The 25141-nt window shown below is 47.7% G+C and carries 19 protein-coding genes and 3 tRNA genes; 12 read left to right on the top strand and 10 right to left on the bottom strand.

All coding sequences use genetic code 11. From position 1 onward, the window contains the following. Positions 1-54: 54 nt before the first annotated feature. The 4 genes from NGM44_RS03350 to gltX form a co-directional block, all read right to left on the bottom strand. Positions 55-735 (bottom strand): metal-dependent hydrolase, encoded by a 681-nt coding sequence (locus NGM44_RS03350; protein ID WP_253224246.1) that lies wholly within the window; start codon positions 733-735, stop codon positions 55-57. A gap of 88 nt (positions 736-823) precedes the next feature. After that, positions 824-899 (bottom strand) — tRNA-Glu (locus NGM44_RS03345). A gap of 167 nt (positions 900-1066) precedes the next feature. Beyond that, positions 1067-1142 (bottom strand) — tRNA-Ala (locus tag NGM44_RS03340). A gap of 169 nt (positions 1143-1311) precedes the next feature. Beyond that, complete coding sequence (gene gltX, locus NGM44_RS03335) at positions 1312-2814, bottom strand: glutamate--tRNA ligase (RefSeq protein ID WP_253224245.1); 1503 nt, start codon at positions 2812-2814, stop codon at positions 1312-1314. A gap of 317 nt (positions 2815-3131) precedes the next feature. Here gltX and rsmH point away from each other — a divergent pair, with 317 nt between their 5' ends. From rsmH to NGM44_RS03300, 7 genes are all read left to right on the top strand, one after another. Continuing rightward, positions 3132-4109 (top strand): 16S rRNA (cytosine(1402)-N(4))-methyltransferase RsmH, encoded by a 978-nt coding sequence (gene rsmH / locus NGM44_RS03330; RefSeq protein ID WP_371923528.1) that lies wholly within the window; start codon positions 3132-3134, stop codon positions 4107-4109. Between the two features lie 36 nt (positions 4110-4145). After that, the gene (locus NGM44_RS03325) at positions 4146-4550 is read left to right on the top strand and encodes a cell division protein FtsL (protein ID WP_253224243.1); all 405 of its coding nucleotides are present in this window, start codon (positions 4146-4148) and stop codon (positions 4548-4550) included. Then, a complete protein-coding gene (locus NGM44_RS03320; protein WP_253224242.1) occupies positions 4547-6565 on the top strand; it encodes a penicillin-binding protein 2 in 2019 nt (672 codons plus the stop codon). Before NGM44_RS03325 ends, NGM44_RS03320 begins: the two co-directional genes overlap by 4 nt. Before the next feature lie 12 nt (positions 6566-6577). Beyond that, on the top strand, positions 6578-8143 hold the full coding sequence (locus tag NGM44_RS03315) for a UDP-N-acetylmuramoyl-L-alanyl-D-glutamate--2,6-diaminopimelate ligase (RefSeq protein ID WP_253224241.1): 1566 nt from the start codon (positions 6578-6580) through the stop codon (positions 8141-8143). Positions 8144-8191: 48 nt separating this feature from the next. Then, a complete protein-coding gene (gene murF, locus NGM44_RS03310; RefSeq protein WP_253224240.1) occupies positions 8192-9682 on the top strand; it encodes a UDP-N-acetylmuramoyl-tripeptide--D-alanyl-D-alanine ligase in 1491 nt (496 codons plus the stop codon). 16 nt (positions 9683-9698) lie between these two features. Further along, complete coding sequence (gene mraY, locus NGM44_RS03305) at positions 9699-10796, top strand: phospho-N-acetylmuramoyl-pentapeptide-transferase (RefSeq protein WP_253224239.1); 1098 nt, start codon at positions 9699-9701, stop codon at positions 10794-10796. 190 nt (positions 10797-10986) lie between these two features. Beyond that, entirely contained in the window at positions 10987-12219 is a 1233-nt protein-coding gene (locus NGM44_RS03300) for a multidrug effflux MFS transporter (protein WP_253224238.1), read from the top strand. Here NGM44_RS03300 and aat read toward each other — a convergent pair. Together aat and trxB are read right to left on the bottom strand one after the other, a co-directional pair. After that, on the bottom strand, positions 12202-12966 hold the full coding sequence (gene aat, locus NGM44_RS03295; protein ID WP_253224237.1) for a leucyl/phenylalanyl-tRNA--protein transferase: 765 nt from the start codon (positions 12964-12966) through the stop codon (positions 12202-12204). The genes NGM44_RS03300 and aat overlap by 18 nt on opposite strands. 119 nt (positions 12967-13085) lie before the next feature. Next, on the bottom strand, positions 13086-14033 hold the full coding sequence (gene trxB, locus NGM44_RS03290) for a thioredoxin-disulfide reductase (RefSeq protein WP_253224236.1): 948 nt from the start codon (positions 14031-14033) through the stop codon (positions 13086-13088). Between the two features lie 382 nt (positions 14034-14415). Here trxB and NGM44_RS10880 point away from each other — a divergent pair, with 382 nt between their 5' ends. The 3 genes from NGM44_RS10880 to topA all read left to right on the top strand — a co-directional run bounded on the left by NGM44_RS10880 (position 14416) and on the right by topA (position 20645). Further along, complete coding sequence (locus tag NGM44_RS10880; RefSeq protein WP_371923527.1) at positions 14416-17217, top strand: DNA translocase FtsK 4TM domain-containing protein; 2802 nt, start codon at positions 14416-14418, stop codon at positions 17215-17217. An 8-nt stretch (positions 17218-17225) separates the two neighbouring features. After that, positions 17226-17813: a hypothetical protein gene (locus NGM44_RS03275; RefSeq protein WP_253224235.1), complete on the top strand. Its 588-nt coding sequence runs from the start codon at positions 17226-17228 to the stop codon at positions 17811-17813. Positions 17814-18017: 204 nt separating this feature from the next. Beyond that, positions 18018-20645 (top strand): type I DNA topoisomerase, encoded by a 2628-nt coding sequence (gene topA, locus NGM44_RS03270; RefSeq protein WP_253224234.1) that lies wholly within the window; start codon positions 18018-18020, stop codon positions 20643-20645. A gap of 140 nt (positions 20646-20785) precedes the next feature. Here topA and minE read toward each other — a convergent pair whose 3' ends face one another. The 3 genes from minE to minC all read right to left on the bottom strand — a co-directional run bounded on the left by minE (position 20786) and on the right by minC (position 22972). After that, complete coding sequence (gene minE / locus NGM44_RS03265) at positions 20786-21070, bottom strand: cell division topological specificity factor MinE (RefSeq protein WP_253224613.1); 285 nt, start codon at positions 21068-21070, stop codon at positions 20786-20788. Between the two features lie 2 nt (positions 21071-21072). Beyond that, positions 21073-21888, bottom strand: coding sequence for a septum site-determining protein MinD (gene minD, locus NGM44_RS03260; protein WP_253224233.1), 816 nt, complete (start codon positions 21886-21888; stop codon positions 21073-21075). Positions 21889-22159: 271 nt separating this feature from the next. After that, entirely contained in the window at positions 22160-22972 is an 813-nt protein-coding gene (minC, locus tag NGM44_RS03255) for a septum site-determining protein MinC (RefSeq protein ID WP_253224232.1), read from the bottom strand. 284 nt (positions 22973-23256) lie between these two features. Here minC and NGM44_RS03250 point away from each other — a divergent pair. Next, a tRNA-Phe gene (locus NGM44_RS03250) sits at positions 23257-23332 on the top strand. Positions 23333-23587: 255 nt separating this feature from the next. On the opposite strand, the gene NGM44_RS03245 is transcribed toward NGM44_RS03250, so the two are convergent. Beyond that, on the bottom strand, positions 23588-24241 hold the full coding sequence (locus tag NGM44_RS03245) for an IS1595 family transposase (protein ID WP_253223938.1): 654 nt from the start codon (positions 24239-24241) through the stop codon (positions 23588-23590). 76 nt (positions 24242-24317) lie between these two features. Here NGM44_RS03245 and NGM44_RS03240 point away from each other — a divergent pair, with 76 nt between their 5' ends. After that, positions 24318-25133 (top strand): CoA ester lyase, encoded by an 816-nt coding sequence (locus NGM44_RS03240; RefSeq protein ID WP_253224231.1) that lies wholly within the window; start codon positions 24318-24320, stop codon positions 25131-25133. The last annotated feature ends 8 nt before the right edge of the window (positions 25134-25141 follow it).

The following is a 25141-nucleotide window of genomic DNA, read 5'->3' as shown; positions in this document are numbered from 1 at the left end:
TTTATTAAAAATAATTAATTGATAAAATTATAAATTTACTCTTTATAAATCCTATTAAAATAACTTCGCCACGCGCACAAGCCCGCGCCAAAAATCCTGATATGGCGGCGCAATGTAAAATAGTACCGCCAATACCGCATATAGACAAGCGTATTGGATCAGCTTGTCTGTCTCAAAGAATTTCAATGCCGTGCCAAAGGATTTTTTCAGTTTCAAGCCAAAAGCATTGACGCTATAAATCTCATCTAAGAGTAAATGAACCATCGCGCCGATAAATAACATCGCACCAAATGCCCAACTGACAAATGCCGTCAGCTTCAATCCGTAAAATACGCCTGACACCAAAGCCAGTGCAAATACTGCCATGTACGGCGCAGAATGCACCATGCCGCGGTGCGTGGTCAGGCGACTAAACAGCTCAAATAAGCCAAATCTTAGGACCAAAAACGCTGTCGCCCATAAAATCAGCGCATCAAGCACCAACTGATCTGCCGAATAGCGATTGGCATATAAAATGGTGATCAGTGTCGAGACAATCAGTGATACCGCGAAAAATCCTTGGCTGGCAGGCTTAGAATGCTCAAGGTCAATGTCAGGCAGTAGGCTGCCAAGCGTACCGACGATGGCGCACAGCACCGCAGTGGTGATACCATACAGCTCGGCATAATGGCCACCGCCTGCAATGGCAATGCTCGCCACTGCGCCCACGCTTAAGTGTGTCTGAAAATTTGCCATAACACCAACCCATCCAACCAAATCACGCACAAACAAAAAAGCCAGTCTGCTATAAGACTGGCGATTTGCTCTCTATCGAGAAGAATATTGGCATCCCATAGGGGATTCGAACCCCTGTTACCGCCGTGAAAGGGCGGTGTCCTAGGCCTCTAGACGAATGGGACGCAAGGTTCGTCATTTTTATTTTTAATCAAAACTTCGTTAGCTCGCCTTGCTGTACTACTTGTACTATCTTCGGCTCGCTGCCTAGTTTTGATTTAAAACTAAAAAATAACTTAATATTTATAGAATGTAAGAAAATGCCTAGGTGCTTACATTCTTTGACTAGCTTTGGTGGAGCTAAGCGGAGTCGAACCGCTGACCCCTTGCATGCCATGCAAGTGCTCTACCAACTGAGCTATAGCCCCGTGCTAATGAGTGCGTATTATACAGCAATTTTACCCATCGTCAAGCACTTTTTGCAAAAATTTTATAAAATTGTCATAAAGTTTCTAAGTGATTGATTTTACTATATAAATAAAACAAAACGGCGCATGATACCATACACCGTTTGCATTGGCTTAAGTACGAAAAGATTTATTCAGCGGCTAGGAAATTTGGCAGTGATTTGTTCTTTTCTTCGAGTTTTTTCAGCTTTTTCTTGCCAAGTCCGCCAAGCGCTTCGGTGGCGTGGCGCAGGCGAGCAAGCGTCATATCCGCGCCGATGACATACATTGAGTTCATCACTGGGGTGCTCGATGTGCTGCCAGCAATCGCCACAAAAAACGGCTGCATAAAGTCTTTAAGCTTGATCTCAAAGCTTGCTGCCAAGCCTTTTAGCACCGTATAAATGTTGTCTTCGGTCCATGCAGGTAGGCTCTCTAGCTGCCATGTGGCAAGGTATAAGATCTCAAGCAATTGGTCATTATCAAGGTTCTTATGTGCAAAGTCTTCGGCGCTGACTTCAGGCAGATTTTGGAAATAAAAACCTGCCCAGTTCACCGCATCAGAAAGCAGATTGATGCGCGGCTGAATGGCTTTGGCGATGGCGGTTAGCTTCTCATCATCGCTTGCCCAAGCTAGGATGGTATTTTTTAGATTTTCTACATCCATAGCGCGCAGATATTCGCCGTTTAGCCAATATAATTTTTCGATGTCAAAGACAGGACCGCCCAATGATACACGCTGGATGTCAAAGCTTGCGATCAGCTCATCTAGGGTGAATTTTTCTTGTTCATTTGGCAGGCTGTAGCCCATACGACCAAGGTAGTTCAGCAGCGCTTCAGGCAAGACACCAGCATCGCGATAGTAGGTGATCGAAGTTGGGTTTTTGCGCTTAGACAGCTTGGATTTATCAGGGTTTCTCAGCAGTGGCATATGGCACAATACAGGCATCTCCCAACCGAAATATTGGTACAGCAGCTGATGCTTCGGCGCTGATGGCAGCCATTCTTCACCGCGCAGAACATGGGTGATTTGCATCAAATGATCATCGACGACATTGGCAAGATGATAGGTCGGTAAGCCATCAGTTTTTAGCAAAACTTGCATATCGACCTGCTCCCACGGGATGGTTACTTCACCGCGCAGCATATCATGAATGGTGCAGACGCCTTCGGTTGGCACGCGCATACGGATCACATAAGGCTTGCCTTGGGCGACCAGTGCGTCCGATTCTTCGCGGCTAAGATTGGCGTAGCGGCCATCATATTTGACCGGCAAGCCTTGTGCCATCTGCTCTTCGCGCATCGTATCCAACTCTTCAGGCGTACAAAAGCAGCGAAATGCATGACCATCATCCAATAGCTGCTGAGCGTATTTTTTATAAATTTCGCTGCGCTCTGATTGGCGATAAGGCGCGTGTGGACCGCCGACATCAGGGCCTTCTGCCCAACTTAAGCCCATCCATTTTAGCGCGTTTAGAATCATTTGCTCTGACTGTGCTGTCGAGCGCACTTGGTCGGTGTCTTCGATGCGTAGGATGAATTCGCCGCCCATCGACTTGGCAAAAGCTAGGTTAAACAGGGCGATATAAGCAGTGCCAACATGGGGAAAACCTGTCGGGCTTGGGGCGATGCGAGTACGAACTGGACGAGACATAATAATCCTAAAAACGATAAAAAATCAGATAATCATTAGCTAAAAAATTGTGCATTATAATAGCAAATTTTGGCGCATTTTGGTAGCGATGACAAGATTTGCTTGGCAAAAGCCGAAAATTGTTTAAAATCAGCAACAAAAGCATACAAAAAACCGCCACAATTTCCCCAAAAATTCATCAATTACTGCTAAAATAGTAAGGTTATGGTTCCATGATTACATTTGGATATTTATTTTTAATATATAATAAATATTTGTTGTAATTATATGAACAAAAAACTGCTTTTTAAATTGCCATTTTTTTATTGGGAAAATCCATGTCAAGCCAAGATTCTGCCGAATTTAGCCACACAACTGTCCTATTAGATGAGACGGTGGCGATGGTGCTTGGCGCAAAAAAACTTGCCGATGTGCCAAAATCATCGGTATCAGGCGTGTATGTTGATGCGACTTTTGGGCGTGGCGGTCACAGCCGATTGTTATTAGAATATCTGGCGGATGATGCTGTGCTTGTGGTCTTTGACAAAGACCCGCAGGCGATCGCGGTGGCTGATGAGCTTGCGGCGGTGGATCGCCGCGTGAAAGTCGTGCATGACAGCTTTGCCAGTTTGACCGATAGCCTTACCCGTCTTGGCATTGATCAGGTCGATGGCTTGATGGCGGATCTAGGCGTGTCCAGTCCGCAGCTTGATGATGGCGCGCGTGGCTTTAGCTTTATGCGCGATGGCACGGTGGATATGCGTATGGATACGAGCCGTGGTGAGCCTGTGTCGGCATGGCTTGCTCGCGTGTCAGCCGATGAGCTTGCTGATGTGTTGTACGAATATGGCGAAGAGCGGCATTCGCGGCGTATTGCGCGTGCGATCAAGGCGATGGAAAATTATGATTCGACCCTTGCGCTTGCTGAGACGATTAAGCAAGCCCATCCCAATTGGCAAAAGGGTAAGCACCCTGCGACCCAAAGCTTTCAGGCGATGCGTATTTTTATTAATAACGAGCTTGGCGATGTCGATGAGTTTCTTTGTCAAAGCATTGATGCGCTCAAAGCAGGCGGACAGCTTGCGGTGATTAGCTTTCATTCGCTTGAAGATCGCCGCATTAAGCAGTTTTTGCAAAAGCACAGCCGCGGACAGTATGAAGAAGATGCGCACCTGCCCATGCCGCCTATACGCCCAAAATATTTTGGCAAGCCAAAACGCGTCGCCCCAAGTGATCAGGAAGTCAAAGCCAATCCGCGCGCGCGTAGTGCATGGCTGCGTGGCGCGATGCGTACGGATGTCGCCTTTGAAAAATAAATGATGTATTTGAGTATTGTTGTGATTGATAACGCCATGAGCCCTGCAGAACAGCCCCAAAAAAAATCCAAATCGCCATCGATCTATGGTGATCATCAGTTGGTGCGTACCAATATTACCAAGGTGCTGCGCTGGATTTTGGCGATTTTGGTGGTGCTTGTGATGTGGACGGGTATCTCTGTAGTGGAGCAGACACAATATCGCCACAAGGTTTATAAGGAAATTCGCACATCGGAGCTGCAGCTACAGGCACTGCGCACTGAAGAACAGCGACTGATGATCGAGCAACAAACTTTCAGCGCCACCCCACAAGTGGCAAGCCGCGCGGTCAATGAGCTGGGTATGTATTTTCCAACAGGGTCATCGCGCCGCGTTTTGACACCGCAAGTCAATCCAATGGATGCCAATGATGCTGCCGACACTGCTAAGGATGCGCAATGAGTAAAGTCAATAAACCCCGCCAATCTGCAGCCAGTGTCACGCCGCCATTGCGAAAAGTGCGCACCGTCACTGCCAAAGATGATGAGCGATTACTCAGACGCGCGCTCCGATTTTTCGGCATTGGTCCAAAAAAACGCAAAACCGTCTCTTTGACCGTTGGCAAGAATGATATTCATCGTTATTACATCGTTTGGGGATTGATGGCGTTCGGTTTGACAGGTTTGGTGAGTGGCGCGGTGTATCGCCAAGTGATCGATGCTGATCGCTTGAACGAAAAAGCGGCATTGTACACCACCACCAAGCGTCCGCTCGTCTCATCGCGTGGTTTGATTTTTGATCGTAATAACACGCCACTGGCTGCCAATGCGCCGCTGATTACGGTGTTTTTGGACGCGCAGGCTTATGCCGAGCAGTATTATTCACTCAATAAACGCCTACAAACCGCCAGCAACCAAAAAGACAAGGACAAGCTAAGTCGTGAGCTTGATAAGATGGATTTGGTCAAGATCGCCACCGCGACAGGCTATCCGCTCGAAAAGCTACAAGCAGCGGTGAAGATCAATAATAAGCTTGACTATTTGGCTGATGACATTGATACACAAATCAAGGCAGCATTACCGACAGGCAATGGTGTACGCCGCGTGGTGATCCTAAATAAGGTATCGCCTGAAGTAGCCGCACCAGTGCTTGCGCTTGATATGGATAATGTCATCGGATCAGAAAAGCACGATCAACGCTACTATCTACAAGCAGAGCCGAACGCACAGATCATCGGCTTCATCGGCCGCTCCCAAGAAGACGACACACTGATCGGACGAGCAGGCTTAGAAGCGCAGTTCAATCAATATCTGACGGGTAAAGCTGGTGAGCTGCTCGTCGTCAAAGACCGCCGCAATATGCCGATCAATGCCATCGAAGAAGTGACACCGCAGGTTAAGAGTAAAGATCTGCATCTAACCATCGATGCGCGCCTACAGTATGTGCTGTATAAAGAGCTTGAGCAAGTCGGACGGCTACAGTCGGCGCGTTCAAGCTCAGGCATGGTTGTTGATGTACAAACAGGCGAAGTGCTCGCGATGGGTTCTTGGCCGTCGTTCAACTCAAACAATCTGTCCGAGCGCGATGGTGCAAATGAGCGAAATCGTGCGGTGATGGATGTCTTTGAACCTGGTTCGGTGGTCAAGCCATTCACGGTCGCAGCAGCATTAGAATCAGGTAAATACAGCACCACAAGCCTAATTAACACCAATCCAGGTAGCTTAAATGTTGGTGGCTATACCATCCGTGATGGCAAGAATTTTGGTACGATTACCTTGGGCGGCTTGATCCCGCGATCAAGTAATGTGGCGTCTGTCAAAATCGCCCTAAGCCTGCCGAATGATGCTATTGTCAATATGCAGCGCAAATTTGGCTTGGGTCAAAAAACCAGTCTCAATTTCCCATCAGAGGCTGCAGGCACAATCCGCACACCGCAGAGTAAAGAAGTCTCACGACGCGCAACCTTAAGCTATGGCTATGGTCAAGAAGTTACCCTAGCGCAGTTGGTGCAAGCTTATGCCACGCTTGCCAATAACGGCATCAAGCAGCCCTTAAGCCTTGTGCGTGATATCGATAAGGGTAAGCCTGAGCGCGTCATCTCAGCACGCCACGCCCAAGAGATTACCAAGATGATGGAGTTGGTCACTGCCCAAGGCGGTACGGGTGTGCGTGCCGCCATCAACGGCTATCGCGTGGCAGGCAAGACAGGTACATCACGCCGTGCCAATCCGAAAGGGGGTTATTATACCGATCAGCATCGTGCGGTATTTATCGGTATGGCACCGGCATCCAACCCACGCTTTGTGGTGGCGATTTTGGTGGAAGATCCACGCAAACAGTCATACGCAGGGCAGGTGTCTGCACCAGTATTTCATAATGTCATGAAAGAGGCGTTGCGCTTATATAATGTACCTTATGATAAGCCGCTATATGCCGAAACACCTGCTGCGCCAAGCACCAAACCAGCTGCTGATTAAGAAGGAATTTTTATGCAATTTGTCACCATTCAAGCCGTCATCGACAAGGCTGTTAATACATCCAATACCCATGCGCATGCACTAGGCGCACAGCAGCTATCTACATGGCTTAAGCCTGTGTTGGATTGTCAATTTGATGGATTTTGCCTAGACAGTCGTAAAGTTGCGCCACATGATGGCTATGTGCTGCTTGCCAGTACCACTGCCGATGAAGCGCAAAACATCACCAATGCCAATCGTTATCTGCAAGCGGTCAAAGGCGTGGCAAGCTTTGTCATCAGCCAAATTGACACTGCCAAGCTTGATTTGGGCGACATCGCTATCCCTGTGCTGTATTTACCGCAGATTCGTACGATTCTGGGGGATTTGATCGCCGCGCGTTTACAGCTAAAGCAAGCGGTTGATTTGCCAACGGTCATCGCAGTGACTGGCACCAATGGCAAGACGACGGTCAGTCAGTTGGTGGCGCAGCTGTGCCAATTATCAGGCATTGATGCAGCGGTGATGGGGACGGCGGGCAATGGTCGCCTTGATCAATTGGTACAAGCAGCAAATACCACAGGCGATGTGCTATTGGTGCAAGAATTTATTTACCAAATGGCGCTCGATGGCGTGAAAGTCATCGCTCTTGAAGCCAGCTCGCATGGGCTGGATCAATATCGCTTGCAGGGTGTGCCTGTGGCGGCGGCGATTTATACCAATTTATCGCATGATCATTTGGATTATCATAAGGATATGGATGATTATCGCGATGCCAAAGCCAAGCTGTTTGACAAGACAATTTTCCCAACCTTACAAGTCGGCGTGGTCAATGGCGATGCCGAATACGCGCTGTTTGATTACCAAAGCGATCGCGGTTATCCAGTTTATCGCTACAGCCAAAAAGACAGCACAGCAGATTTTTTTGCCCAAGATGTCCGCCCAAGTCTTGATGGGGTGGTGATCGATGTGCAGACCCCACAAGGGCTGATGACGGTACATAGCCCATTGCTTGGCTTATTTAATGTCGATAATCTGATGGCAAGCATGGCGGCATTTGTAGCACTATTTCCTAAGCAGGCGGTCAATTTGCCAAATCTGATTACAAGGCTTATCGGTGCGCGTGGGCGAATGCAGCGCGCCGAGTCACAGACAGGCTCATTCATCGTCGATTATGCGCACACGCCTGATGCTTTGGTGCAGGTCTTATCAAGCCTTCGCAAGCACTGTGAAGGCAAGCTTGTGGCGGTGTTCGGCTGTGGCGGCGATCGCGATCGCACCAAGCGTCCGCTGATGACACGCGCAGGGCTTGATTATGCCGATCAAGTGATTTTGACTGCGGACAATCCACGCTCAGAAGAGCCTGCCGCCATCCTAAATGATATGCAGCAAGGCTTAAGCTGTGAAGACCATTACAAAATTCTCATCGAAGCCGACCGCAAAAAAGCGATAGAATTGGCGGTAAAATCTGCAGGCGATCAGGACATCATCGTCATCGCAGGTAAGGGCCATGAGACTTATCAAGAGATCAAAGGCGTGCGTTATGATTTCGATGACTTGGCGATTTTGACCGAGCTGTTGCAACGCTATCACAAATGAATTTAAGCGATTTATAATTTAGTTATTTTAAAATTTTAAGGCAATATTATGACGATTTCCACCGCCGATAACGGTGCTTATGTCTGGCAAGCAGAGACGCTCAAGCAAGCCACGCAAGGCACATGGCATAAGCTTAATGATGCAGTAATTCAAGCAACACGCATCATCACTGACACGCGTAAAGTGGCAGCAGGTGATGTGTTTTTGGCGATCAAGGGTGATCGCTTCGATGCGCATGAGTTTGTCAATACTGCTAAAGAAAATGGCGCGGTGGCACTGATCGTTGAGCATGAAGTGAACTGTGATTTGCCGCAGCTTGTGGTCAAAAATACCAAGCTTGCCTTGGGTGATTTGGGTAAATATCGCCGTGATCAACATCCTGATCTGACCGTTGTGGCGTTGACGGGCTCAAGTGGTAAGACCACAACCAAAGAGATGATTGGCGCGATTTTAAGCCAAATTGCACCGACCTTGATGACGCGCGGCAATCTTAATAATGATCTTGGTGTGCCGATGATGCTGCTTGAGTTGAACGATGCACAGCGTTTTGCGGTGATGGAGCTTGGTGCGAATCACTTGGGTGAGATCGCTTATACCGCAGGTCTTGTGCGTCCTGATGTTGCGCTGGTGCTGAACATTGGCACGGCGCATTTGGGTGAGTTCGGTGGGCGTACCAATATCGCGCGTGCCAAGAGCGAGATTTATTCTGCGCTTAGCGACAATGGCGTGGCGATTTTACCATTTGCGGATGAGTTTTATCAAAGCTTGGCGGATGAAGCGGCGAAGTTTACCGAATTATCATTAAGCTTCGGTGAAAAATCTGTACCGCTTAATCAAGCGGGTTTAAGCGATGAAGATCAGGCGATGCTATCGGCTGAAGGCATCGAATCTGTGTTGATGATGGGTGATTTGTTCGCAGATGACATCGAGACTTTCGCCACGCATTGTACATTTACACTAAATACCAATATTGATATTGATGAAGTTGAAAGCTTGCCTGTGCGCCTACCATTCATCGGTGAGCATAATGTTGCTAATGCACTGGCGGCATCGGCAGCGACTTTTGCATTAGGCGTGGATTTGCCGACGATTGTTAAGGGCTTAGAGTCTGCGGTAGCACCAAAAGGACGATTGACGCGTATTGAATTTGGCGCGCATACCTTGATTGATGATACTTATAACGCTAACCCAACTTCGATGGTCGCGGCTGCAAAAGTGCTAGAAGTAGAAGAGAATACCAAGATTTTGGTGCTTGGTGATATTTTTGAGCTGGGTGATGCTGCTGACGATGAACATGCCAAATTGGGCAGTGAGCTTGCAGGCTTAGTCATCGATCATGTGCTGACTTTGGGTGATCACATGGCACACACAAGCAGTGCGATCAATCAAGTAAAGCCGATTGCTACGCATTTCACCGACAAGCCAAGCTTACTTGCACATTTACAAGATTTATTAAAAAATACCAATGCGACCGTGCTATTTAAAGGCTCGCGTGGCATGGCAATGGAAACTTTGATTAACGATTTGACCACCATCTAAAATTTAAGGAAAACTTATGCTTTATTGGCTATTACAACAAACAGACATCGCCATTGGGTCATTGACCTTGCGCGCCCTGCTTGCGGTAATTACAGCATTGATTATCGTGATTTTGGGTGGTAAGCCTGTGATCAATTATTTACGCACGCTAAAATATGGTCAGGCGGTGCGTGATGATGGACCAAAAACTCACCTTGCCAAGCAAGGCACACCGACGATGGGTGGCGTGCTGATTTTGGTGGCGATTGGTCTTGCGACTTTGGCGTGGGCGGATCTGTCTAATCCTTATGTGTGGATTTTGATGGTGGTGATGGTCATTTTTGGCGCTGTCGGCTGGGCGGATGACTGGCTAAAAATCAAGCACAAAAACCCACAAGGCTTGATCGCACGCAAGAAGTATTTTTGGCTGTCGGTCGGATCGCTGTTTGCAGGTGTGTCACTGTATCTGCTTGCCAGAGAGCAAGATGCCGCGACAATGATCGCCATGCAAGATATGCTGATTCCGCTGTTTAAAGATGTAGTGATTCCATTTTCGGCACTGCCTTTGGGTATTGGGTTTATCATTGCGACTTATTTTGTGCTGGCAGGCTCGTCAAATGCTGTGAACCTTACTGATGGCTTGGATGGTCTGGTGATTTTGCCAGTGGTGATGGTTGCCGCAGGGCTTGGGGTGTTTGCTTATATCTCAGGGTCGGCCAACTATGCAGACTATATGCATGTGCCGCACATCGCTTATAATGCTGAAGTGACCATCGTCTGTGCGTCGATCATTGGTGCAGGTCTTGGGTTTTTGTGGTATAACGCTGCGCCTGCCGATGTCTTTATGGGCGATGTTGGTGCGCTGTCATTGGGCGGTATGCTTGGTACGATCGCGGTGATGACGCGCCAAGAGCTTGCCTTTGCCATCATGGGCGGTATCTTTGTTGCTGAAGCATTGTCGGTGATTTTGCAAGTTGGCTCGTATCGCCTGCGTAAAAAACGCATTTTCCTGATGGCACCGCTGCATCATCATTTTGAAGAAATGGGGCTTAAAGAAACCAAAGTCGTCGCGCGATTCTACATCGTCTGTATTATTTTGGTGGTTTTAGGTTTGATGACTTTAAAATTAAGATAATTTAATATTAAAGATAAATTTATTAACCGCTTGCCGATTGGGTGAGCGGTTTTTTTGATTATGTGTCAGTATGGTAGCGCAAGCCACCCAAAGCCCTTGGTTTGGCATGATGGGGTGATTTGTGATACACTTAGCCTTTAGTTTAGCCATACGATATTTTTATAAATTAATAATAATTAGAAGATTTAATATGAGTAAAGCAACACAACGACAAGCGACCGACGCGCCATTTCCCGTGTTGTGGGTGATGATGCTTGGCGTGATGGTCGCCATTGGACCATTGGCGATCGATATGTACTTGCCTGCTTTGCCGCGCATGGCGGATGACTTTGGGGTGAGTGTCGGTAATATTTCTAAGTCTGTTCCTGCTTATTTCATTGGGTTGGTGCTTGGGCAGTTGTTCTATGGTCCGTTCAGTGATCGGGTGGGGCGTGTCAAGCCGATGTATCTTGGCATGACGATTTTTATTGCGGCATCCATCGTCTGCGCCACGACCGATCATGAATATGTGCTGTTTGCTGCGCGTACGGTGCAGGCTTTGGGCGCGTGCGTGACAGGGGTGGTGACGCGTGCGGCAATTCGTGATACGCTCAATCCTGTGCAGTCGGCGCGTGCGTTTAGTCTGATGGTGCTGGTGATGGGCGTTGCGCCGATTCTTGCGCCTAGTTTGGGTGCGGCGATTTTACAAGTAACCGACTGGCACGCGGTGTTTTGGTTCTTGGCAGGTTATGGCGTTTTATTGATTGTTTTGACTAAGTTTTTTTTAAAGGAAACTTTACAGCCTGAAAACCGCAATACACAGCCGATCACCGCGACACTGTCGCAATATGTAGATCTGTGCAAAGACAAAACCTTTATCATTCCAGCTTTGGCGGCAGGGTTGTTACAAGGTGCATTTTTCATTTACCTGTCGGCATCTAGCGAATTATTCATGGTGAATTTCGGTCTGACCGAGCAGCAGTTCGCCATCGCCTTTGGTGCCAATGCCTTTGGATTTATCGCTTTGACGCAGGTCAATCAATTCTTGACCAAGCGATTTCGTCTGGTGCAGCTACTAAGATTCGGCGCGGCAATTCAGCTGATCGCGGCAAGCTGCTTATTGGTATTGGGGCTGATGTTTGGCGGTGAAGCCAATCTTGTTTTGGTGTTTTTGAGCATTTTTTGTTGTATCGCAGGGCTTGGCTTTACGCAGCCGAACGCAGGCGCGATCGCACTGGCTTATCAAAAGCACCGCGCCGGTATGGCAAGTGCATTACAAGGCTCGCTACAATTTTCGGTGGGGATCTTCGGCGGTCTGTTAATTGGCTTGTTTGATCTAAATGTCGTGCCGCGACTGGGCATTGTGATTTTTGCCTTGGTCTTCATTGGTGCGCTGTTGGTGTATCGACTTGATCCTAAGCTTGATCTATCGACGATGGATTAAGTCACCAACTGGCAAGAAAAATTTCTCATCACCCAAGCCTTGTACACGAGCTTGGGTGAGTGCTTTTAGGCAATCTAAAAACCCTGCTCTTGGCAATAATTGCGCGCCTAAGCTCATCAGATGCGGATTTTCCAATTGGCAATCGACAAGTGTAATGCCCGCCTGCTGACACAGATGCATCAAACCCCAAAAGGCGATCTTTGATGCATCGGTGCGTCTGTGAAACATACTCTCGCCACAAAATATCGCGCCGATATTCACGCCATATAAGCCGCCGATCAGCTCGCTATCAAGCGGCGCGCCTTCCCAAATCTCAACGCTTACCGCTACACCAAGCGTGTGCAAATCTGCGTAGGCTGACTTCATCGTATCGCCGATCCAAGTCTCATCGGTATAACTGCGCGGCTGACTGCAGGCATTGATGACAGCATCAAAGGCAAGGTTGGTTGTATGTGTCCAAGGCTGTTTTTTGGCAGTGCGGATTAGGGATTTGCTTGGCGTGAATTGATCAGGCATGAGTACACAGCGCACATCAGGTGACCACCAGCAGATCGGATCATCATGATTGAACCACGGAAACACGCCTGAGCGATAAGCATGAAGCAAGGTAGGCGCAGACAGATCACCGCCCGTGCCAAGAAAGCCATCCACCGACTGCGCCATCGCCCCTGTAAAATCAAACGGGCAAGTATCGGCAAGCGCGTGCAAGCGTAATAAGTGATCGGCAGCAGAATGAATGTCGGTCATGATGGATTAATGGTAAAAGCCAAATGAGAAGTGTGCTATAAAAAGGTGATTGTAGCAGATTTATAAGATGGATAAAACAAAAAAGCCTTGCTCATTGAACAAGGCTTTTGGCTGATGGCTTATGCCAAAGCGTCTAAATACTTCTCAGCATCCAACGCTGCCATACAGCCTGTGCCAGCTGAGGTGATGGCTTGGCGATAGATATGATCGGCGACATCACCAGCGGCAAAGACGCCTTCGACACTCGTTGCGGTCGCATTGCCATTTAGACCGCTATTGACGACGATATAGCCATCTTTCATCGCCAACTGACCTTCGAACAAGCCTGTGTTTGGCTTATGTCCGATGGCGACGAACATACCCATGATGTCAAGCTGTTTGGTGCTGCCATCGACGGTCGATTCGATAATGACACCTGTGACGCCCATCTCATCACCGACGACTTCTTTGACTTGATGATTCCACTCGATCTTGATATTGCCGTTAGTGGCTTTTTCAAACAGTTGATCTTGTAGGATTTTTTCAGAACGCAGGCTATCACGACGATGAATCAAAGTCACTTCACTTGCGATATTGGATAGATACAGTGCTTCTTCGACAGCGGTATTACCACCACCGATAACTACAACTTTTTGATTTTTATAGAAAAAACCATCACAAGTCGCACAAGCAGAGACGCCTTGACCCATGAATTTTTGTTCAGATTCTAGCCCTAGATACTGAGCGGTCGCACCCGTTGCGATAATCAGTGCATCACAGGTATAAGTGCCGTTATCGCCAGTTAGGGTAAATGGGCGGTTTTGTAGATCAACTTGGTTGATGTGATCATAGACAAGCTCAGTGCCAAAGCGTTCGGCGTGTGCTTTCATACGATCCATCAGACCATTACCAGTCAAGCCATGTGCATCACCCGGCCAGTTATCGACTTCGGTGGTGGTGGTCAGCTGACCGCCGACCTGCAGACCTGTAATGATGACAGGTTTTAGATTGGCGCGTGCAGCATAGACAGCGGCTGAATAGCCAGCAGGCCCTGAGCCTAGGATGATTAAGCGGTGATGGTTTGACATGGTGATTCCTATGGTAAAAATTGTTGTGAAAAATACCTTTGAAGTATATAAGATATGATGGGCAAATTACAAGCCATCTTGATAAATAACCGCGATTGACAAGATTAATCACCATGTTATTGATGATACATCGGTGACAAAATTCACCGCATCAGTGCATATATTGATAAGTTAATATTGATAAAATTTAAAAAAATACGATTTTTATCACAAAAATACCCATAAATAACAAAACTCATTGGTAAAAGTCGATAAATTGGCTATAATGAACAGTTCACTTGATGGATTTGTTCTTATCGGGCATGGCTTGGTATGAACAGTCATCAAAATCGCTTTATCCTTGCGCACCCATCACGCGCCATTTACACCCTTGATTGCAGTCATGAAAACTTTTGAACAAAAGATACAGCAAAATCCCACCGTTCGCTATTGGCGCAAAAAGCTCCCAAGTCTAAGACAACTGGTGCTTGGCACAATCGGCGTGGCGGCGTTCGGCTATCTGTTCGTAAGCCTGCTGTCGTACAATCCTGCCGATCCTGCGTGGTCGCATGTCAGCTCTGAGACGAGCGTGACCAATGTCGGTGGGGCGATGGGTGCATGGATTTCGGATATTTTGCGCACCTTTTTTGGGTGGGCGGCGTGGCTGTGCGTGCTGTTTTTGGCGTATGAATTGTTGCGCTTGATCGGTTTTCGCACCAAGGTGATGTGGCCGATTCGCTTGCTTGCCTATGGGTCGCTGATGAGTTCGGTGGCGGCACTCGTGGCATTGGGTGTCAGTCTGCACAATGAAACGCTTGCACCTGTCATCGGTGGCGTATTCGGATTTGAGATGCAATCGGCACTGCGCGCGGTGATTGGACAAGCAGGAACGGCGGCGTTTTTTCTGCTATTTACCATGATCGTGGCAGGGCTGACCTTTGAGATTCGTTGGCGATCGGTGTTTGTATGGTTTTGGCAATGGTTATTGCCATCGCGCCAAAAATCTGCGGATAAACAAGACGCTACCGATGTGCTGCTTCTGGATGAGTGTGATGAAGAAGAACAAGATGCCGAAGCGGTGGTGCATCAGCCGCATGATCATCGCGGCGCGTTTGAGAGTTTTGTTAAGCATTCAGGTGTCCAAGATGATCTAAAAGCCATCTTGGCAAATGAAGCACAAGGCGAGACCAAGCCTGCAAATGAATCGCGCTTTAGCCAAATCGCCCGCCAAGCGATCTCTAAATCGTTCTTGGGCGGTCGCAGTCAAGCTGATACCGCAAAGACAGCCACTGCCGAGCCTGCGATTGCTGATGATACGCCATCGACAAGCCAAAATCAGACAGTCGCCAAATCAATCACCAAATCAGCTACCAAACCTGCACCAGCACAGACGAATACGCATGATGATGCAGATGATGTCATTACGGCGAAAGTTGATCCATCAGCGTCTGCCAATCCTGCATTTGATATGACTTACTCTGATAAGGCAGATGCTGACTTTGCTGATGAGTCGTGGGTGGATGATGATTGGCAAGATAGCGATTGGCAAGATGATATGGCTGATCAGCACGCCACAAAGCCTATCGCGCGCGCTCATACGCAAGCGCACAGTGCTGATGATATCAATGATTTTGCTATTGATGATGTGGATGAAGATGATGAATTGTCAGCGGCAGAACCAGCCAAGCCAAAATCACGCGCCATGGACACGCTCAGCTATCGCTTGAGCCTGACACCAATTCCTGAGCTTGATTTGCTTGATCTACCTGAATATGACAATAAACCTGTGGTGAGTGAAGCAGAGCTTGCCCAAGCATCAGAACTGCTTGAGATCAAGCTACAAGAATTTAACATCAAAGCCAATGTCATCTCTGCGATGGTCGGTCCTGTGGTGACGCGCTTTGAAGTGGATCTGGCACCAGGTGTCAAGGCAAGCCGTGTCAGCCGTGTGGCGCAGGACCTTGCACGCTCGATGTCTAAGGCATCGCTACGCGTCGTTGAAGTCATTCCTGGTAAGCCATACATCGGTATCGAAGTGCCGAATAAAGAGCGCGAGATGGTGCGCTTGATTGAACTGCTTGATACGCCAGATTTTCGCGATCCTGATAAGCAAATCGCCATCGCTGTCGGTAAAGACATCGGCGGTAAACCTGTGATCGCTGACCTTGCCAAAGCACCGCATATGCTCGTGGCTGGTACGACAGGTTCAGGTAAGTCGGTTTTGGTAAACTCATTCCTACTCTCGATGCTGCTCAAATACACACCAGATGAGCTAAAATTGGTGTTAATTGACCCGAAACAGCTTGAGCTTGCCAACTATGGCGATATTCCACATCTATTGACCCCTGTGATTACCGATATGAAAGATGCGGTGGCGGCACTGACTTGGTGTGTCAATGAAATGGAGCGCCGCTATCAGCTGATGAGCAAACTGCGCGTGCGTAAGATCAGTGAATTTAACAAAAAAGTAGAAAATGCCGAGCGTGCAGGCGAGCCGATTTATGATCCGCTGTGGCAGATCAATGACAGCGTCAGCCAGTCTAAGCCACCAAAATTAAAGCCATTGCCGACTATCGTCATCGTCGCTGATGAATTTGCGGATATGATTATGCAGCTTGGCAAGACTGCCGAAGAGCCAATCGTCCGCCTTGCCCAAAAAGCGCGTGCAGCAGGCATTCATTTATTACTTGCCACTCAGCGTCCGACTGTGAATGTCGTCACAGGTCTGATCAAGGCGAATGTGCCAGCGCGCGTTGCCTTGCGTGTCAATTCAAAAGTCGATAGCCGTACCATCATCGAAGAAGGTGGCGCAGAAGATATGCTCGGTCATGGCGATATGATGTTCATTGGACCGGGTAAAAATAACCCTGAGCGTATGCACGGCGCTTATGTTGATGATGATGAAGTGAACCGCGTCTGTGATGCGTGGCGTGAGCGTGGCGCACCTGACTATATCGATTTGTCTGACAGCTATACTTTTGAAGGTGAAGGCAGTGGCGAGATGGGCAGTGGTGGCGTCGGCGCGGATGAGCTGTACGAAGCGGCGGCGGCGTTTGTCGTGGAGACACGCAAACCATCGATCTCAGCAGTGCAGCGTAAATTCAGCGTCGGCTATAACCGTGCTGCGCGTCTGCTTGACCAAATGGAAGAGCGCGGCTTGGTCTCGGCGATGGACCACAGCGGTAAGCGTCAGCTATTGCTATAGGATGGTATATGGAATTATCTAGCAGTACCATCGCCATCTTGGTGGTGCTTGGTGTGGCGGGTTTATTGATTGGTAATTTTATGGCGGCGCGCCCCCATGCCCAAGAGTCGCGCGTGGCGGATTTTCGCTTGATGGCACGCCAAAAACGCATTATGCCAAAGCTTGTTGCGTGTCCGACTTGGCTGATCGATGCTTATGGTGTGCTCATGCCTGCACGCGATACCAGTCACAAAGCACCGACGCCATTGATCGCACAGTATAGCTTCGTTGATGATGCATGGCTGCTACCGATGGCATATTATCAAGCCAGTGATGGCGTATGGCGGCTTACAGATCAAGGGCAGATCAATACACCAAAGGCAGCGCGCCAAGCCCAAGTGCTGCACGGCATGCCGATTGAACTGTCTGATGAGATCGCGCGCCGTGTTTTGGGATTGTCCATTAAAGCTAACAGCATTGCTTTATATTGGCTCGATGACAAATACCAACACAGCCTAAAAGCACATAAGCTTGACAAGGTGCGCGCTGATGCGGATTTGATGGCGCTACAAGCAGCGTTAATCAGTTGGGCGGAGCAAGTGCAAAATGCCAAATAGCCCAAACGGCGATGATTTTTGATGAGATATTAACAATTTTTCATGAAAAGATTGACATTTGGATAAAAATTTCGCTAAAGTAATTGACAAATGCGATTATACGCCCTATATAATGCACTCTGCTAGACAATTGCGATAGATTTTTCTGCACGGATGGCGGTATTTTTTTTAATTTTTTGATATTTTAATTTTAAGGCAAACGACATGGCAAGCACCAAAAAAACCACGACCAAAGCTGCGGCAAGCGCGACCACAGCCAGCGCCAAGGGCAAATCCTTGGTGATTGTGGAGTCGCCAGCCAAAGCCAAGACAATCAATAAATATCTAGGCAATGATTATATCGTGCGCTCAAGCGTCGGTCATGTGCGCGATTTGCCAGTCGGTGGCACGACGACCAAAGCTGCCAAAGGTGAAGATACAGGACTAAGCCGCGAAGAAAAAGCCCAAAAAGCCTTAGTGCGCCGCATGGGTGTCGATCCTGAACACGGCTGGAAGGCGGTGTATGAAGTTTTGCCGAACAAAACCAAAGTCATCCGCGAATTAAAAGCCCTTGCCAAAGACGCCGATAAAATCTATCTGGCGACGGACTTGGATAGAGAAGGGGAAGCGATCGCGTGGCATTTGCAAGAAGTCATCGGCGGTGATGAGAGCAAATACAGCCGCGTGGTGTTCAACGAAATCACCAAATCAGCCATCCAAAATGCTTTTGAGCATCCTGACAAATTAAACATCGATCGTGTCAATGCTCAGCAAGCGCGCCGTTTCCTTGACCGCGTGGTCGGCTTTATGGTTTCGCCGCTTTTGTGGGCGAAAATTGCCCGTGGACTGTCAGCAGGGCGTGTGCAGTCGGTGGCGACGCGCTTGGTGGTTGAGCGCGAACGCGAAATCCGTGCTTTTGTGCCTGTGGAATATTGGGAAATTCACACCAATAATACCGCAGCGGGCGAGACTTTGCGCCTAGAAGCGACCAAGCAAAACGGCAAAACGCTCAAGATGGGCAATCAAGCCGATGCTGACGCGGTGGTGCAGATTTTACAAAATTCGCCGTTTGTCGTCTCAAGTATTGATGAGAAACCGACACAATCGCGTGCATCAGCACCGTTTATCACATCGACACTACAGCAAGCAGCAAGTACGCGTTTGGGCTTTAGTGTCAAAAAGACCATGATTTTGGCGCAGCGACTGTATGAAGCAGGTCACATTACCTATATGCGTACCGACTCGACTTTTTTGAGCCAAGATGCGCTCAATTCGGTGCGCGGTTATATTGGCCAAAATTTTGGTGATGCTTATCTGCCTGAAAAGCCGAATTTTTATGGCAATAAACAAAATGCCCAAGAAGCGCACGAAGCGATCCGTCCATCATCTGTAGCGGTCAAATCATCACAGCTGACTGGTATGGAGCGTGATGCTCAGCGTCTGTATGAGTTGATTTGGCGACAGTTTGTTGCGTGTCAAATGACGCCTGCACGCTATCAGTCGGTGAATCTGCTGGTTACAGCAGGTAATGTCGAGCTCAAAGCCAAGGGTCGTACTTTGGTCTTTGATGGTTATACGCGCGTGCAGCCACCTGCTAAGAGTGATGATGTGCTATTGCCTGCGGTGAAAGTGGGTGAGACCTTGCCATTGATCAGCATTGAGCCATCGCAGCATTTTACTAAGCCGCCTGCGCGCTATAGTGAAGCCAGTCTTGTCAAAGAGCTTGAAAGCCGCGGTATCGGTCGCCCATCGACTTATGCGTCGATCATCTCCACCATCCAAGAACGCGGCTATGTCAAGCTAGAAAACAAACGCCTATATGCAGAGAAAATGGGCGACATCGTCACCGAGCGCTTGGTCGAGAGTTTCCCTGACTTGATGGATTATGCCTTTACCGCAGGGCTTGAAGATAAGCTGGATGAAGTGGCGGTGGGCAGTGCGAATTGGAAAGCGGTTTTGGATAAGTTTTATGATGGCTTTAAAGCCAAGCTTGAGACTGCCAAATCAGCAGGCGGTATGCGTCCAAATGACCCAACCAATGTACCAGAAATCCACTGCGATCTGTGCAGCCGCCCCATGCAGGTGCGTACAGGCAGCACGGGTGTGTTCCTTGGCTGTACAGGCTATAATCTACCGCCAAAAGAGCGCTGCAAAGGCACAAAAAACCTAATGCCAGTCTCGGCATTTGAATTTGATGCCGATGATGAAACGGCTGAAGTCAATGCTCTTATGGAGAAAAAACGCTGTCCAAAATGCAATACTGCGATGGATGGCTACATCGTCGATGGTGGTCTTAAGCTGCATATCTGTGGTAATAACCCTGACTGCGATGGGCATTTGCTTGAGACAGGCGTATTTGAAGTGGGTGGCGCGACCAATGATGCACCGACCATTGATTGCGATAAATGTGATGGGCAGATGGAGCTGAAAACCGGTCGTTTTGGTGCGTATTTTGCGTGTCGTAAGTGCGATAATACGCGTAAAGTGCTCAAAAACGGTCAGGCGGCACCACCGCGCATGACAGCGATCGATATGCCTGAGCTGCGTTCACAGAAATTCGATGATCATTATGTGCTGCGTGAAGGGGCGGCAGGTCTGTTCTTGGCAGCATCGAAGTTCCCAAAAGTGCGCGAGACGCGTCCGCCGAAATTGGCTGAACTGCGCGCCATCAAAGATAAGCTTGAGCCAAAATTCCATTATCTGTTTGATGCGCCTGATGTCGATGATAATGGCAATCCAACCATCCTGCGCTGGAGTCGCAAAAATGCTGAGCAGTATGTCGGCTCAGAAAAAGATGGCAAAGCCACGCGATTTGCCCTGGTTTGGCGTAATGGCGCTTGGGTGCAAGAGTGAGTGTTGTTTAAGTGAGAACCGCTTTATCGCAATGATAGGGCGGTTTTTTATTGGCTAAAATTTATCAAATTTCCCTAAAGCCATCATTTGTCAAAAACAAAACCCTGCCAAATGGACAGGGTTTGCCGCGGATCAACCGATTAAGCCGATTTGCGATCAGGCAGGCTGATGTTCATTTCTAGAACATCGACGCTGTCTTCGTGGCGGTGATTGATGTTCAGATCATCGATATTGACGCCATTGACATATTTGCCGACGACTGCCAAGATTTCGCGCTTCATCTGCTCGATACGCTCGGCGGTTAGGCGAGTGTTTAGGCGGTCATGGCTTGCGACGATGACTTTTAAGCGGTCTTTGGCGATGTCAGCACTGCTTTGGCTGCTTGTGCCGCCACCAAATAGCGAGCTCCAAAATCCCTTTTTCATCATTAACCCCCAAACAGTCGTTCAAAGAAACCTTTTTTCTTCACTTCTAGGTGGCGAAGTGGCACTTCTTCACCCAAGAAGCGCGCGACGATGTCTTCGTAGCATTGACCTGCTGGTGAGTCAGTGAAGTTGATCACTGGCGTACCTTGGTTTGATGCATCAAGGACGGCATTACTCTCTGGGATAACGCCGATCAATGGCACGCGTAGGATTTCGTCAGCGATGGTGTGGATGTCCATCATTTCGCCATCGACCACGCGCTTTGGATTGTAGCGGGTGATGACTAGGTGCTCGCGCACGCTGCCACCTTCTTCGACTTTCTTGGTGCGGCTTTGTAGGATGCCGATGATGCGGTCAGAGTCGCGTACTGATGAGACTTCTGGGTTGGTGACGATTAGCGCTTCGTCAGCATGATACATGGCAAGCTGTGCGCCGCGCTCAATACCTGCAGGGCTGTCGCAGATGATGTAGTCAAATTCTAAATCTTCGCTCAGCTCTTTCATCACTTTGGCGACGCCTTCATCGGTCAGTGCGTCTTTGTCGCGCGTCTGTGATGCTGGTAGGATGAATAGGTTTTCGTATTGCTTGTCTTTGACCAAAGCTTGGGTCAGCTTGGCATTGCCGCTGATGACATCGACAAAGTCATAAACGATGCGGTTTTCGCAGCCCATGATCAAGTCAAGATTACGCAGACCCACATCGAAGTCGATGATGACAGTTTTAAAGCCACGCTTGGCAAGACCTGCGCCAAATGATGCGCTGGTAGTGGTTTTGCCGACGCCACCTTTACCTGAAGTTACTACGACGATTTTTGCCACAAGGCACTCCTTAAATTACATAAATCAGCTTAAGACAGCATGGGGTAAATCTATCCGAAATCATACTGTCATAATTTTGCCTTAGCATAGCATATTTGGCGGTTTTCATCAATTGGCAGGCGGTGATAATTGTGCAGGTTTGCATAAAATTTATGAAAATCTTAAACCATCAATCCGACAAATTTCGCCGCGCTGTATAAAATGCAATCACGCCAATTGTCAGGCAAGAATTTATGAAGAAAATTAATATAATTTTAATAAAGATTTATCATCAAAGCTGGGTCAATAGCGTAAATACCAAGCCTTGTTTTTCATCATAAGTCACTTGCACTGCCTGATCAATCATCTCAGGTGGAATGGCATCGCGTAGGCAATAAGTGCCAGCGACCGAGACCAATGATGGGTTGAATTTTTGGCAGAAAATACGCGCGTTTTGATCGCCTGTTGCGCCTGCGACCAAGCGACCCAAGCCGCGACCATAGATGTGCAGGCTATTATCGGTGATGGCTTCAGCGCCGTCATTGACACCGCCGATGACGGTCAAATCGCCGCCAAGGTGCTGCAGACTCTGACCTGAACGCAGCATTTGTGTGTGGATCGCACTTTTGATCTGCAGGCTGTGATCTTGGGCGGTGGTTAGGGTAGTGCCTTGCTGGGTGCTTGCTGCCGCTGCAGAAATCGGCGCATCGCTTGGCGCGGTATCGGCGCTCTTATTGGCTGATGTGTCTTCTGTGCGCGCCATAGGTTTTTCGGCAGTCGGGCGGATGCTGTCGGTATTTGGCAGGCGTTCGATGCGCTTGCCATCGGCTGGGAAAATCGCCAAACGCAGTTCGCGCGCCTGATCATCAAGCTCGCCGCTGACCACACCAATCGGCTGCACATTCAGTAGCCACAGCATATCCACCAAGGCATCGAGCTCAAGATCAACTTCACTGTCAATAACGATTGGCAAGCCATCGGCGATCGGATTGTCTTCTAGCACTTTGGCAAGCTCGGTGCGAATTTGCCCAAGGTCATTGTGGGTGATTTTCAGACGGCTAAAGGTCAGCATTTTGCCAAAAAGGGTGATGGCGGGTTGGCTCATGAATTCATTTCCATATTGCGCAAGATTATTTTTATTACAAAGAGAATTTAGAAAAACAATCATTGCTATCAGGTTGATTTAATGGCATTGATTGTAGCATTTTTTTGACCATGAAAAAACCTTGGGGCGTGCCAAACTGTGATATTTGTCATGAAAAATGGTGAAAGTCTGCCAAATTTTTTGCGAAAATGCAAATCACAGTATAAATATTTGCCGCATCCCAATTTAAAGGCAAAATTTTGCTTGACAAGGGCGATGAAATAGGGTTTAATATGCACCACTTTGGCGTGATAGCTCAGTTGGTAGAGCAACGGATTGAAAATCCGTGTGTCGGCAGTTCGATCCTGCCTCTCGCCACCATATTAAAAAGACCTTTTGTGATTGCAAAAGGTCTTTTTTATTGCGCGTTTGGTGGCGCGGTGGTATATTTTAAGTGGTTAAAATTATCTGTGGGCGTGTAGCAATGTTTCTTTGCAAAATCTTTTTTAAAATCAAATGCTTGTAAATTTTCTACCTAATAATATGCGAAGCTGGGTGATTTTAAGCTTATTAATGATAATGTCGTGCAATTAATTTAAAGGTATAATTTATTTAGGGGCTGTACTAGATAAATCCCTAAACCCCACACCATTTTCTTAACAATCTTAATTGATTGGATGGTGTGCCATAGTTAAATCTAAACTCGCATTCTTTGATAAATAAATGAAAATGCTTTTTGTCAATACCGTTATATTTTCTTAGAATGCGTTTGGATTGCGACCAAAAGTTTTCAATGCCGTTAATGTGATTATGATTGTTTGCAAATTCTTTGGAATGATTAATTCTAAAGTGTTTAAAATCACTCACATCTAAAGCATTATAACTTCGATAGCTATCTGTATAAACCACGCTATCAGGTTTGATTTTACTGGCAATAATAGGCATTAATGTCTTAGCTTTGGTATCTTTAACACAGGCAGTATAAACCTTACCATTGCGTTTTAAAAGACCAAATACGGCAACTTTGCCAGCAGCAGCACGCCCACGCTTGCCTTTACGAATGCCACCGAAATAGCTTTCATCCAATTCTACTTCACCGTCAAATAATTCACAAGCTTCAAGGTTTAAGCGATATTCAATCACCAAGCGAATTTTATGATAAAACAAAGCAGCTGAATTATGATGTATCTCTAACAAATCAGCAGCTGATCTTGCGGTGACTTCAAGCACAAAAAATTCAAGCAGTTTAACTTGAACTTTTTTACTTAATTTACAACGGGTTATCTTCATAAAACTAGTATAGCATTGTTGCTAATCTAGTACAGCCCCTTTATTTAAATAACTTAACAATACAAGAATGAAACTGATGACAAATTCTACTAAGACCTTATACTTATTTGTGCCTGCCACGCGTCTTGATCGAGTAGCAAAAGCAGCGGCAACGGGTGCAAATGTCGTGATCATTGATCTTGAAGATACGGTGACTGATGCACAAAAAACGGATGTGCGCGCCGATCTGATTGTCTTTGATCAATCAAGCGAGCATCGCTATTGGCTGCGTGTCAATGCCAGTTACAGTCCTGATCATGCTTATGATCTAGATTGTGTGACAAATCTTAACCATGTCGATGGCATCATCCTACCAAAATGCCAAAATGCTGAGCAGGTCGAGCATTTGTATCAAGCGTGTAATCTGCCTGTGATTGCTGTGATCGAAAATCCTGTCGGTGTGGCAAATATCGCCAAGATTGCAGCGGCAAAAGGCTTGTATGCGATGAGTTTTGGTTGTTTAGATTTATTACACTCTCATGGCGTGCGTATGGGGTCAAAGGCGGCAGGTGTGCTGTTTGATAAAATTCGTACCGATCTGCTCATACATTCACTTGCCAATAGTGTGCATCCGCCGATTGAGACAGTGTTTGTAGATTTTAATGATGAACAAGGCTTGATGGCGTGCGTGCGTCATTGGGCAGATTTTGGCTTTGGTGGACAGATGGCGATTCATCCTAAGCAGATTGCCATCATGCAAAAAGCACTGTCCATTAGTGAAGATGAGCTAAACTTTGCCAATAAAATCCTAGCAGAATATCAGCGTACAGGCGATACGGTGTTTGCTATTGATGGCAAGATGGTGGATTTGCCATTGATATTGTGGGCAAAAGATGTGTTGGGCGACGCTTAAGCCAAGCA

This window comes from Moraxella sp. FZFQ2102 (assembly GCF_024137865.1).
GTDB lineage: Bacteria > Pseudomonadota > Gammaproteobacteria > Pseudomonadales > Moraxellaceae > Moraxella.
The sequence above is the reverse complement of the archived record's forward strand: the minus strand, read 5'-3'. Positions and strand labels throughout refer to the sequence as shown.